This is a genomic window from Congzhengia sp. (assembly GCF_037235575.1).
Classification (GTDB): Bacteria; Bacillota; Clostridia; order UBA1381; family UBA9506; genus Congzhengia; species Congzhengia minquanensis.
In genome coordinates, this window is the sequence record NZ_JAXUNN010000031.1 from 1 (window position 1) to 12,574 (window position 12,574).

14 protein-coding genes are annotated in these 12,574 nt (G+C 45.2%); 13 read left to right on the forward strand and 1 reads right to left on the reverse strand.

What is annotated here, in order from left to right; translation table 11 throughout:
* Together WIG73_RS07090 and murA are read left to right on the forward strand one after the other, a co-directional pair.
* The coding region (locus WIG73_RS07090) for a hypothetical protein (protein WP_337399886.1) at positions 1–466 on the forward strand (466 nt) is incomplete at its 5' end.
* 220 nt (positions 467–686) lie between these two features.
* Positions 687–1,952, forward strand: a complete 1,266-nt coding sequence (gene murA / locus WIG73_RS07095) for a UDP-N-acetylglucosamine 1-carboxyvinyltransferase (RefSeq protein ID WP_337399887.1) — start codon at positions 687–689, stop codon at positions 1,950–1,952.
* Positions 1,953–2,031: 79 nt separating this feature from the next.
* Here murA and spoVAC read toward each other — a convergent pair whose 3' ends face one another.
* Positions 2,032–2,481 carry a stage V sporulation protein AC gene (gene spoVAC, locus WIG73_RS07100; protein ID WP_337399888.1) on the reverse strand — a complete coding sequence of 150 codons (450 nt, stop codon included), beginning with the start codon at positions 2,479–2,481 and terminating at the stop codon, positions 2,032–2,034.
* Positions 2,482–2,869: 388 nt separating this feature from the next.
* On the opposite strand from spoVAC, the gene tig reads away from it, so the two are divergent.
* The 11 genes from tig (at position 2,870) to rpsI (ending at position 12,448) form a co-directional block, all read left to right on the forward strand.
* Positions 2,870–4,282: a trigger factor gene (tig, locus tag WIG73_RS07105; RefSeq protein ID WP_337399889.1), complete on the forward strand. Its 1,413-nt coding sequence runs from the start codon at positions 2,870–2,872 to the stop codon at positions 4,280–4,282.
* A gap of 26 nt (positions 4,283–4,308) precedes the next feature.
* On the forward strand, positions 4,309–4,905 hold the full coding sequence (gene clpP / locus WIG73_RS07110; RefSeq protein ID WP_177680182.1) for an ATP-dependent Clp endopeptidase proteolytic subunit ClpP: 597 nt from the start codon (positions 4,309–4,311) through the stop codon (positions 4,903–4,905).
* Between the two features lie 181 nt (positions 4,906–5,086).
* Complete coding sequence (gene clpX, locus WIG73_RS07115; RefSeq protein ID WP_337399890.1) at positions 5,087–6,352, forward strand: ATP-dependent Clp protease ATP-binding subunit ClpX; 1,266 nt, start codon at positions 5,087–5,089, stop codon at positions 6,350–6,352.
* A gap of 54 nt (positions 6,353–6,406) precedes the next feature.
* On the forward strand, positions 6,407–6,892 hold the full coding sequence (gene rimM / locus WIG73_RS07120) for a ribosome maturation factor RimM (protein ID WP_337399891.1): 486 nt from the start codon (positions 6,407–6,409) through the stop codon (positions 6,890–6,892).
* Between the two features lie 4 nt (positions 6,893–6,896).
* A complete protein-coding gene (gene trmD / locus WIG73_RS07125) occupies positions 6,897–8,174 on the forward strand; it encodes a tRNA (guanosine(37)-N1)-methyltransferase TrmD (protein WP_337399892.1) in 1,278 nt (425 codons plus the stop codon).
* 16 nt (positions 8,175–8,190) lie between these two features.
* On the forward strand, positions 8,191–9,084 hold the full coding sequence (gene truB, locus WIG73_RS07130) for a tRNA pseudouridine(55) synthase TruB (RefSeq protein ID WP_337399893.1): 894 nt from the start codon (positions 8,191–8,193) through the stop codon (positions 9,082–9,084).
* 13 nt (positions 9,085–9,097) lie between these two features.
* Positions 9,098–9,997 carry a bifunctional riboflavin kinase/FAD synthetase gene (locus WIG73_RS07135; protein WP_337399894.1) on the forward strand — a complete coding sequence of 300 codons (900 nt, stop codon included), beginning with the start codon at positions 9,098–9,100 and terminating at the stop codon, positions 9,995–9,997.
* The gene (gene thyX / locus WIG73_RS07140; RefSeq protein WP_337399895.1) at positions 9,994–10,758 is read left to right on the forward strand and encodes an FAD-dependent thymidylate synthase; all 765 of its coding nucleotides are present in this window, start codon (positions 9,994–9,996) and stop codon (positions 10,756–10,758) included. Before WIG73_RS07135 ends, thyX begins: the two co-directional genes overlap by 4 nt.
* Positions 10,758–11,426: a thymidylate kinase gene (locus tag WIG73_RS07145; RefSeq protein ID WP_337399896.1), complete on the forward strand. Its 669-nt coding sequence runs from the start codon at positions 10,758–10,760 to the stop codon at positions 11,424–11,426. The genes thyX and WIG73_RS07145 overlap by 1 nt, the downstream gene beginning before the upstream one ends.
* A 175-nt stretch (positions 11,427–11,601) precedes the next feature.
* Positions 11,602–12,042, forward strand: coding sequence for a 50S ribosomal protein L13 (rplM, locus tag WIG73_RS07150; protein ID WP_177679502.1), 441 nt, complete (start codon positions 11,602–11,604; stop codon positions 12,040–12,042).
* 13 nt (positions 12,043–12,055) lie between these two features.
* Positions 12,056–12,448: a 30S ribosomal protein S9 gene (gene rpsI / locus WIG73_RS07155; protein ID WP_177679500.1), complete on the forward strand. Its 393-nt coding sequence runs from the start codon at positions 12,056–12,058 to the stop codon at positions 12,446–12,448.
* Positions 12,449–12,574: the final 126 nt, after the last annotated feature.

Consider the following 12,574-nt stretch of genomic DNA (forward strand, 5'->3'; position numbering starts at 1 on the left):
AGAAGCAGAAACAGGAATGCGGGCCTATGTTAATACCTGCAGAGATTATTCAAATACGCTTTATCCAATCGCACTGTCAGACTCATTCAGCTTTGTGATAAACACAGGAAGCAGGCCGGAAAGCGGTTATTACACAGTTTTGGTTGGAATAGACGCAATGGAGGGCTTTGAAGAAAACCTTCTGACAGTAACAGTAAATGGTGCTTCGGCAACGCAAATCGGCGATGTGTCTCATGTTCCGGGATTTATTTGGAGTGCATCAACGTCAAGTGAGCCGGCCGCAAGCCACGTTTCAGAAACGGCACCGCGGGTTATGCAGTTTGTGGTTGATGATCTTTCCGCAATTCGCAATGGCGAAAACACCGTAACAATTACCAATCCATCGGGAAAAACACAGAGCGTTAAATGGCTTGAAATTCAGGTGGATTCCACTATTGGGGCTGTGCCGTTAGAAATGGCAAATTAAAAATATAAGCAAATGATGCAGCGGGATTCGAAATCCCGCTGTGTTAATGTGCAAAAGCAATATACAGCAGAAATTGTGTAGCGGTAATTTAAAACATATTAAAATGGAAAATTTTATATTTTAATTTACCAGTTTAATCCTCCCTGTTCTAATTATGTTTGGTATTTATCCCGTAAAAAAGGTTATAATTTTAATGTAGAAGAAAATCAGGGGGGATAAAATGGGGAAAAAAGACAAATTTATCATTCAAAAAACAGACAGGCTTTGCGGGACAGTTGAAGTATCGGGCTCGAAAAACGCGGCCATTCCAATTTTGGCCGCCACGCTTTTGGCAGAGGGAAAATCTACCTTAAATAACGTGCCCGGTCTTACTGATATTACAGTGATGTGTGAAATTCTCAATTGCTTGGGCGCCCGCGTTAGCTTTGACGGCGCTAACAACGTAACCGTGGATGCGCAAAATTTAGACCACACCGTTGCACCATATGACCTGACATCGAAAATGAGAGGCTCGTTTTTGGTCATGGGGCCCCTTTTGGCCCGTATGAAAAAGGTTCGCTTATCACTTCCCGGCGGATGCCCCATCGGCTCGCGGCCGGTTGACCTGCATCTTAAGGGTTTTGACGCACTTGGCGCTGAGATAACAAAAGGCTTTGGGTTTGTTGAGGTCACATGTAAAAAGCTTGTGGGCAATAAAATCTATTTGGATTTTCCCAGCGTTGGCGCTACAGAAAACATTTTAATGGCTGCTGTGGCCGCTGAAGGCGCAACGACCATTGAAAATGCTGCGGCAGAACCTGAAATTGCCGATTTGGCGTGCTTTTTGACGTCTATGGGCGCTGATATCAGCGGCGCGGGCACAGACTCTATCACCGTTCACGGAGTGAAAACGTTTCAGCCGGTGGAATATTCCATCATGCCGGACAGAATTGAAGCGGGCAGCTTTATGATTGCTTCTGCAATTACCAACGGAGATATTACCATAAACGGTGTTATCCCCGAGCATATTAAACCCCTAACCGCAAAGCTGTGCGAAATCGGCGCTGAAATTGACGTAAACGGCAACTCTCTAAGAATTCGGGGAAACGGGCACTACACCGCAACAGACGTAAAAACCCTTCCGTTTCCTGGTTTTCCAACCGACATGCAGGCACAGATGATGTCGCTTTTGTCGGTATCTGACGGCACGGGAATTGTGACAGAAACGATTTTTGAAAACCGTTTTATGCATGCGCAGGAGCTGTGCAGAATGGGTGCAAACATTAAGGTGGAAGGACACTGTGCTGTAATTGAAGGAACGCCGGAGCTTACAGGAGCAAAGGTTGTTGCAAGCGACCTGCGGGCCGGTGCAGCGCTGGTGCTGGCAGGATTAAACGCCAAAGGGACAACAGAGGTATTAGACATTTACCACATTGACCGGGGATATGAAAACTTAGACGGAAAGCTTCGGTCTTTAGGTGCAGACATTCAGCGGGTATCCTATTAAATTTACGGCTGAGACAAGCACTCAGCCGTTTGTTTTTTGCAAAAAGCGCCATCCGGCATTATGACGGATGGCGCTCTGGTTAAAAGAACGACATAATATAATATACAATACCTGCAACCACCGATGAGGTGATACCATAGACTAAAACGGGGCCTGCGACAGTGAACATTTTAACGGCTAAGCCTAAAACCAGTCCCTCGCTTTTAAATTCCATGGCCGGCGAAACAATGGAGTTTGCAAATCCCGTTATAGGAACAATACTTCCTGCGCCGGCAAACTTTGCAAGCCGGTCGTAAAGGCCAAGACCCGTAAAAAATGCACCTAAGAACACCAGCGTGGTTGAGGTTCCCATGGCGGCGCCCTCCTCATCGAAACCCATTGCCTGATACCCATTTAAAATGAGCTGTCCGATCACGCAGATGAGGCCGCCGACGATAAAGGCCAAAATTACGTCTTTCACAATTGGTGAATTGGGCGTTTTTTTATCTACATAATCCTGATATTGTTTATCCGTCATATTATTTTTCATAAACAAAAGTTCCTTCCTACCTTATTTATATGCACAAACCATAACTGCCCGGCTGGACAGTGCGTTGGGACCGCTTTCGGAAAAATTCATGTAAAGTCCGAAACTTAAAGCGCATATAATGAATAAAGCAGCAAGAATCCTGGCATAATTTTTTAAAGTCATAGTTTTAAGTCCCTTCCTTTCTTTTCGTTTGTATACAGGTATTGTTTGAAAAAAAGAAATATTTTATTCCTTTCTTTAAAAATAAATCATAATTCATTTGTTAAAATATGAACAAATACTTACATTTTTAACAATTTTAAGTTTTTCTTGAGGAAAGACTTGAAATCAGTGCAGCCTGTGTGCTATAATACACAAATGAGAAGTTTTAACAGGGAGGATAAAGACATTGCCAGCAATATTAGAAAAGAAAGAAAACAATACGGTAGACTTTACCATTACGGTTTCAAAAGAAACCTTTGGAGCTGCCGTGGACGAGGCATTCAAAAAGAACGTTAAGAAAATTTCGGTTCCCGGTTTCAGAAAGGGAAAAGCGCCAAGAAAACTGATTGAAAAAACTTATGGAGAAGGCATATTTTTTGACGAAGCGGTTGATTCCGTTCTGCCCGCAGCATATGATGATGCGGTGAAAGAACTGAATTTAGAGCCTGTTGACACACCGAAAATTGACATTAAAGAAATCGGAAAAGACAAGGATTTGGTTGTTTCTGCAAGCGTTACCGTAAAGCCTGAGGTAAAACTTGGTGAATATAAGGGTTTAAAACTGGACGACATTGTACATACTGTAAGTGATGACGATGTTGATGCCGAGCTTTCAAAACGCCAGGAAAAAGGCGCAAGACAGGTTACGGTAGAAGACCGTGCAGTGCAGGAAAAGGACACGGCAACCATCGACTTTGAAGGCTTTATCGACGGCACAGCGTTTGCCGGCGGCAAAGGTGAAAATTTTGAACTGGTAATCGGCAGCGGTCAGTTTATTCCCGGATTTGAAGAACAGATTATTGGAAAGTCTATCGGTGACGAATTTGACGTTAACGTTACGTTCCCCGAAGACTATCATTCGGAAGAACTCAAGGGAAAAGCGGCTGTGTTCAAAACAAAGGTCAACGCAATCAGCTATAAAGAGCTCCCTGAGTTAGACGACGAGTTTGCAAAAGATGTGAGTGAATTCGATACGTTAGCGGAGTTAAAAGAAGATATTAAAAAGAAATTGCAGGAGAGTGCTGACGCACGTACAAAACGGGAAAAGGAAAACGCCGCTGTGGATAAGGTTGTAGAAAACATGACGGTAGACGTTCCTGAGTGCATGGTGAACACACGGATTGAAAGCACCATTCGCGAAAACAACGCGCGCATGGCACAGCAGGGAATTTCTTTTGAACAGTATTTAGGGTATATGGGCACGACTTTAGACCAGTTTAAAGAACAGGTTAAGCCAAACGCCGAACTTCAGGTTAAAGGTACACTTGCTTTAGAGCAGATCGCCAAGGAAGAAAACATTGAAGTGAGCGAAGCTGATTTAGAAGAACAGCTCAAAAAAATGGCAGAGGCCTACAGCATGGAACTGGAGAAGGTTAAGGAATTCATGCGGGAAGAGGACTTAGAGAATATCAAAGCCGACCTTAAAATTTCCAAAGCGTTAGATTTTATTGTGGAAAACACGAAATGGTCGAAGCCTGCGGCAAAGAAACCTGCAGCAAAAAAGGCGGCTACTGACAAAGCAGACGATAAAACGGCGGAAGAAAAGCCCAAGAAGACCACAAGAAAGAAGAAAACGGAAGAAACAAAAAGCGAAGAATAAATTTTAAGCCTACGGAGGTAATTTTAATGAGCTTAGTACCGGTGGTTGTGGAACAGACAAGCAGGGGTGAGCGTTCCTACGATATCTATTCCAGACTTTTAAGAGACAGGATTATATTTTTAAGCGAGGAAGTAAACGATGTAACCGCCAGCTTAGTGGTTGCACAGATGTTGTTTTTGGAAGGTGAAGACCCTGACAAGGACATTCAGTTTTACATCAACAGCCCCGGGGGTTCCATTACTTCCGGCATGGCAATTTATGACACGATGCAATACATAAGGTGCGACGTGTCTACCATTTGCGTTGGCATGGCGGCCTCTATGGGTGCGTTTTTGCTGGCGGCTGGGGCGCCCGGAAAGCGATTTGCCCTTCCCAACAGTGAAATTATGATTCATCAGCCCTTAGGCGGCATGCAGGGCCAGGCGACGGACATTAAAATCCATGCCGACAGAATTATCAGAATTAAAGAAACATTGAACAAAATTTTAAGCGAGCGGACAGGAAAACCGATTGAGCAAATTCAGCAGGACACCGAGCGCGACAACTTCATGTCGGCCGACGAGGCCGCGGCCTATGGCCTGATCGACAAAGTCATTGTTTCAGGAAGAGAAATTCAAAAATAAAGTGTGAGTCTTACAAAAAGGGGCTGTTATTATGACAGCCCCTTTTTAAGAGAGTGAACCTTTCGGGTAACAAAACAACCCGTGATACATAAAAGTATAATAGTATTATCTTTTTGTTGTGTGCAAATTCTGCCCGAAATTTGTATACAGAAAAAAAGCGGGCAGAAAGGCTGTGTTTCATATGGCAACGAGAAATGATGAAGACTTGAAAATTCGCTGCAGCTTCTGCGGGAAATATGAAAACGAAGTTCTGAGAATGTTTGAAGGCCCAAACGTTTGTATTTGCAATGAGTGCATTGCGCTTTGCAATCGTTATTTGGGCGAAAATTTTGACATTTCCGAGCCGGAGGTAAGTTTAGGCGGACTTCCGAAGCCAAAAGAAATTAAAGAAATTTTAGACCAATATGTAATCGGTCAGGACAAGGCGAAAAAAACGCTTTCTGTGGCGGTTTACAATCATTATAAGCGCATTGAAAATAAAAGCGGGGCACACGACGTGGACATTCAAAAGTCCAACATTCTCCTGCTTGGCCCTACCGGTTCGGGCAAAACACTGCTGGCACAAACGCTGGCAAAAATTTTAAACGTTCCGTTTGCAATTGCAGACGCCACCACTTTAACCGAGGCGGGCTATGTCGGTGAGGACGTTGAAAACATTTTGCTCAAGCTCATTCAGGCAGCAGACGGTTCTATTGAGGACGCTCAGCGCGGCATAATTTATATCGACGAAATTGACAAAATTACCAGAAAGTCTGAAAATACGTCCATTACCCGCGACGTCAGCGGCGAGGGAGTTCAGCAGGCGCTCCTTAAAATTTTGGAGGGAACAGTTGCCTCTGTGCCGCCCACCGGCGGAAGAAAGCACCCGCACCAGGAATTTTTGCAGATTGACACAACCAACATTTTGTTCATCTGCGGCGGCGCGTTCGACGGCATTGAAAAAATTATCAGCAGAAGAACTATGTCAAAATCTATGGGCTTCGGCGCAGACATTAAAAGTAAAAACGACTATAACGTGGGCGAGGTTTTGGCAAAAATTGAACCCCAGGATTTGCTGAAGTTCGGAATTATTCCGGAGCTGATTGGCAGACTGCCGGTTGTTGCATCGCTTGACATGCTGGACAAAAAGTCGTTGATGCGCATTATTAAAGAATCCAAAAATGCGATTTTAAAACAGTATAAAAAGCTGTTTGAGATAGACGGAATTACGCTGAACATGGAAGAAGACGCCATTGAAGCCATTGCCCAGAAAGCCCTTGACAGAAAGACAGGGGCCAGGGGACTGCGCTCCATCATCGAGGAGGCCATGCTGGATATTATGTACGAACTTCCGTCGGAGGAAGACGTTGAAAGCTGCACCATTACGAAAGAATGCGTAACGGAGCACAAGCCGCCGGTGGTTTCCCGGAAACAAGCGCTGATAGACGGCGACTCGGCAGCGTCGTAAAATATAAAGAGGCTGCCTTTTATAAGACAGCCTCTTTTTAATAGAGGGATGAAAATGGAACTGATTGAAATTGGAAAAATTGTTGGTACCCACGGCATTAAAGGCGAAGTAAAGCTTGCTCCCTGGACCGACGATTTATATGATTTGTTAGATATGGAAGAATTCTACTTGCAGGACGGAACGCCTCTTCACGTGGAGCTGTCCCGTGTGCATAAAAATACACTGATTGTGAAGTTCCGGGAAGTGGCAGACATGAACGAGGCAGAGATGCAGAGGGGCAAGATTTTGTTTACTGAAAAGCTACCGCTGCCGGAGGGCCGGTATTATATTAAAGACTTAATCGGTCTTGACGCGGTGACGAACGGGTCTGTGTTCGGCAAGCTTACCGAGGTTTTTAACACCGGCGCCAACGATATTTATGAAATTAAGACCATAGACGGCAAAACCCTTTATCTGCCGGTTATTGACGGCGTTATCGACAGGGTGGACCTGACGCAGAACAAAATTTATGTGACAATTCCCGAAGGGTTAGAGGACTGATAAAATGCGGTTTGACATTTTAACGCTGTTTCCCGGCATGGTACAAGCTGTTTTGGGCGAGAGTATCATTGGGCGGGCACAGGCAAGTGGACTGATTGAATTAAATTACATAAATATCCGCGACTATGCAAACAACCGCCACAACCGGGTGGACGATTATCCTTACGGCGGCGGCGCCGGAATGGTAATGCAGCCCATGCCGGTGTACCGTGCATTTGAAAGTATTAAAAACGAAACCGATGCAAAGCCTTATGTGATTTATATGTCGCCCCAGGGCAAGGTGTTCCACCAAACGGATGCGGTGCGCCTTTCTAAAAAAGACCATATCGTGCTGTTGTGCGGCCACTATGAGGGCGTGGACGAACGGGTTTTGGAAGAAATTGTGGACGAGGAGCTTTCAGCCGGGGACTATGTGCTGACGGGCGGCGAACTTCCTGCCATGATGGTGGTAGATGCAGTGGCAAGAATGATTCCGGGTGTTTTGGCTTCAAACGAGTCTTTTGAAAACGAGTCGTTATATGGCGGGCTTTTAGAGCATCCCCAATATACGCGCCCGCCGGACTTTTTAGGGAAAAAGGTGCCGGAGGTGCTGCTTTCAGGCCACCATGTGAACATTGAGGCATGGAAACGGAAAGAATCGTTAAAACGTACACTTTCTAAACGTCCTGATCTTTTGGAAACAGCAGAACTGAGCAAAGGTGACAAGCGCATGCTTGACGATATCAAATCGGAAATGGAAGGAAAACACATGAGCCTCATTGAAAAACGCAAATCGAGCAAAACCATATACGACGGTAAAATTGTCCGGCTGGAAAAAGACACGGCTCTGCTTCCTGACGGGCGCGAGGCCACCCGGGAGGTGGTGCGTCATCCGGGCGGCGTTGGCGTTGTGGCGCTGGACGAAGAAGGTTTTGTTTATCTGGTTCGGCAGTTTCGATATCCGTTTATGAAGGAAACGCTGGAAATCCCGGCCGGAAAACTGGACAAGGGGGAAGACCCAAAGGAGGCCGGAGCGCGGGAACTGATGGAGGAAACCGGCTTAACCGCCGGAAACATGGAGCTGTTGGGCTCGTTTTACGCAAGCCCGGGTTTTTGCGACGAGGAAATTTCAGTTTTTTTGGCTACAGATTTAGAAAAAGGAGAGGCCACCCCTGACGACGGCGAGTTTTTAACGTGTGAAAAATTTACGCTGGATAGGCTGACAGAAATGGCAGCGGAAGGGGAACTGAAAGACGCAAAAACGGTAATCGGTATTTTAATGACGAAAAATAAGTTACTTTAAATAAAGGAGAATTTCGTTGTTTGGAATTTTAAACGTTTATAAACCAAAAGGCATGACATCTCATGATGTGGTGTCGTTCATACGGCGGACGTTTCAAATGAAACGGGTGGGGCATACGGGAACATTAGACCCGGATGCGGAAGGCGTTTTGCCCATTTTGATGGGAAAAGCCACCAAGCTTTCCGACCTGGTGATGGCGGAAGAAAAACGCTATGCGGCCCGCGTTCGGTTAGGCGTGGTGACAGATACCGACGATTTAAGCGGAACGGTGCTTGAAACAAAGAACGTTGCGGTTACAGAAACAGAGCTAATTCAAGCGGTGCAGAGCTTTGCAGGCGAAACTGAGCAGGTTCCGCCAATGTATTCCGCCATAAAGGTAAACGGTCAAAAGCTTTACCAGCTTGCAAGAAAGGGCATTGTTACCCAGCGCAGCCCCAGAAAAATTACTGTTTTTTCCCTTGATGTGTCTAATTTTAACGGAACCTCTTTTGACCTTGCGGTTCACTGCTCAAAAGGCACTTACATACGTGCGCTGTGCCGCGACATCGGTGAAAAATTAGGCACAGGGGCGGCGATGGAGTCTTTGCTGCGGACGCAAAGCGGCATATTTTGCTTAGGAAATTCCCACACCCTTGAAGAAATTGAGCTGGCTGCGAAAAACGGAACCGCCGAACAGCTGCTGATTTCACCAGACGAGGCGCTGTCTGGCTTAAAGTTGGTTCAAGCAGACGAGGCAAGCGCGGCAAAGCTAAAAAACGGGATAAGGCTTCGACCGGAACAATTGCACATTTGCGATTTTTGTGAAAACGAATTATTTCGGATTTACAGCGGCGGTGAGCTGCTGTGTATTTTAAAAGTGATGAAAGACGGAAGCCAGTTTGTTTTGGCAATGGACAAAAGTTTTTATTAGGGGGCGTTTTAGCTTGGAAAACACAGACAGAACTGCCGTTACCATCGGCAATTTTGACGGTATTCACAAGGGTCACCAAAAGCTTTTGCAAAATCTTAAAACGCTTTCAAAACAAGAACATCTCACTCCGGTGGTTTACACCTTTTTACAGCACCCGTTAAACTGTTTAAAAGGCGAAGGCACGCTGAAAACCATTACAGACAAGGTGCAAAAGAAAGAAATTTTTTCAGAGCTTGGCCTTGATACAGTCATTTTTGAAGCATTTGAAAACGTGAAAGACCGAATGCCGGAGGACTTTGTGAAGCAAATTTTGGTGGACAAGCTGCACATGAAGCTTGCGGTTGTAGGAGAAAACAACCGGTTTGGCAAAAATTCTGCCGGAGATGCCGCCCTTTTGTGCAGGTTGGGTGAACAGTATGGATTTTCTGTCCATGTTGTAAAGCCGCTTTTAATGAACGGCGTGGTTTGTTCGAGCTCTGAAGTGAGAAATGCGGTTATAGATGGCAGCATCGGCCTGGCAAACCAGCTTTTGGGAAGGCCATACAGGTTTACCGGAACCGTGATTACCGGAAAAAAATTGGGCAGAACCTATGGTTTTCCAACGGCCAATATCCTTGTACCCGAGGGGCGCTTAACACCGAAATACGGCGTATATGCCACCACAGCATATGTTGCAGGCGTGCCATATCAGGCAATTACGAACGTGGGAACCACAAGCTTTGACAAGGTGAAAATCGAGCGGGTGGAAACCCATCTCATCGGGTTTGACGGCGACCTATACGGGCAGACCATCACCATAGATTTTTTGCGCTGGATGCGCGGATTTGTTTCTTATCAAAGTGTAAAAGATTTAGAAAAGCAATTAAAATCAGATAGAGAAGACCGACTGAACATTACGGAGGTAGAACCATGAGAGTAACGCTATTACAGCACACAGGCGAACCGGAGAAAATTGTAGCGGCCGCTGCAAAACTCTGCTATTCCGACAGCGGTGTGGACAACATTTTAGACGGGCTGACAGACGAAAAAACTGATAAGTTTTTAAATATGCTGATGAATTTAGGCCATGAAAGCCCCATTGAACACGTTTCGTTTACCTTTGGCATCGAGGGGGTAAGCCGCAGTCTGCTTGCGCAAATTACCCGGCACAGACTCGCAAGCTATAGCGTAAAATCTCAGCGCTATGTAAAAGAAGGCATGTTTGAGTACATAATTCCGCCGGAAATTGAGGCGATTCCAGAGGCAAAAAAAGTGTTTTTGGAAACTATGGAACAGGAACAGGCGGCCTATGACAAGCTGACAGAAATTCTGTTTCAGAAACACTTTAAAGCATTGAGAGAGCAGGGAATGGATGAAAAACAGGCCAAAACCAAGGCAGAAAAGGCGGCAATTGAAGATGCACGCTTTGTTCTGCCCAACGCCTGCGAGACAAAAATGGTCGTTACTATGAACGCAAGGAGCCTGATGAACTTTTTCCGCCACCGCTGCTGCAGCAGGGCGCAGTGGGAAATTCGCGCTCTGGCAAACGAAATGCTGAAGCTGGTTCAAGAGGTTGCGCCGACGCTGTTTAAAAAAGCAGGGCCGTCCTGCGTCAGCGGGCCGTGCCCCGAGGGGAAAATGAGCTGCGGCAAGGCGGAGCTTATGCGCAAAACCTATCTTTCGGAGGCAAAATAATGGGCAGACTGATTGTAATTGAGGGCGTTGATTCCAGCGGCAAGGAAACCCAGGCAAAGTTGTTGTATGAAGCATTGAAAAAAAAGGGGAGCCAGGTGCAGTTGGTGTCTTTCCCAGACTATGAAAGCGATTTTTGCCTGCCGGTGAAACGGTATTTGGCAGGCGATTTGGGTGAAAACCCAGGAGATGTGAATGCCTATGCGGCGTCTGCATTTTATGCAATTGACCGGTATGCAAGCTTTAAAATGAAATGGGGCGCCTTCTATGAAGAGGGCGGCACGATTGTCTGCGACCGGTATGTCACATCAAACATTGTGCACCAGGCGATGAAAATTGATGGTGATAAAACAGAATTTATCGATTGGCTGTGCGATTTTGAATATGGCAGATTGGGGCTGCCTGTGCCCGATGCGGTGATTTTTTTAGACATGCCTCCGGAATATGCGAAAATGCTCATGGCAAACCGGAAAAATAAAATCACGGGAGAAGCGCAAAAGGATATTCACGAAAAAAATGAGACATATTTAAAAGCAGCATACGAAAATGCGTTGCATGTGTGCGGCCATTTGGGCTGGAACAGAGTTTGTTGCGCTGAGAATGGTAAAATAAAAGAAATTACAGAAATTCACAGCGAAATTGTGAGTTTTTTAGAAAAAAAGTTAAAATAGAGTTTGAGCATTTGAAAGCAAATGAAAGTAAATGAGAGAAAAACGGACTTTGTAAAACTTATTTTGATTTTTATAAAAAAAGTACTTGACAAATGTAAATATTTGTTTTATAATATTTAACGTTGCGATAGAAAGACAGATGAATTCTGTTTAAATTTAGGAGGTTAAGCAAAATATGAGTACATCTTATATGGCGAAAGCCAATGAAGTGGAAAGAAAATGGTACATTATAGATGCTGACGGTAAACCGTTGGGCAGAGTAGCAACACAAGCAGCAAGCATCTTGAGAGGAAAGCACAGGCCTGAATTTACTCCTCATGTCGACTGCGGCGAATTTGTTATCATCATCAATGCAGGCAAAGCCGTGCTCACCGGCAAAAAGCTGGACCAGAAAATCTATTACAGACACACAGGTTATGTGGGCGGCTTAAAAGAAGTGAAATACAGCAAGCTCATGCAGGAAAAACCTGAATTTGCAATGATGAAAGCTGTAAAAGGCATGCTTCCGCACAACACACTGGGCGCGAAGGCTTTAACAAGACTTAGAGTATATGCCGGTGCAGAACATGATAACGCAGCACAGAAACCTGAAGCTTGGGCTTTAGAGATTAAATAAGGAGGAGAAATAAATGGCAGACTTTTTCTATGGTACAGGAAGAAGAAAGAAATCCGTCGCAAGGGTAAGACTTTTGCCCGGTAAAGGCGATATTATTATAAACGGCAGACCTTTAGATGACTATTTTGGTCTTGAAACACTGAAAATTATTGTAAACCAGCCTTTGGTTTTGACAAAAACAGAGGGCAAGTTTGATGTTTATGCAAACGTTGTAGGCGGCGGTTTTACCGGTCAGGCGGGTGCGATTCGTCACGGCATTTCAAGAGCACTTTTAGAAGCTGATGAAGCAACCTACAGACCGCTTCTGAAAAAAGCAGGTTTCTTAACCCGTGACCCAAGAATGAAAGAAAGAAAGAAGTACGGACTCAAAGGCGCACGTCGTGCTCCGCAGTTCTCCAAGAGATAATCTGCGAACTTTTCACGACTATCGAAAGCCTTTATTTACGGGGTTTTTGGAGTTGTCAGTTGGACAGAGTTGCAGTCAAAAGTGTGCAACAAGTAACACACAAGCGACAAACAAGCAACAAAATTC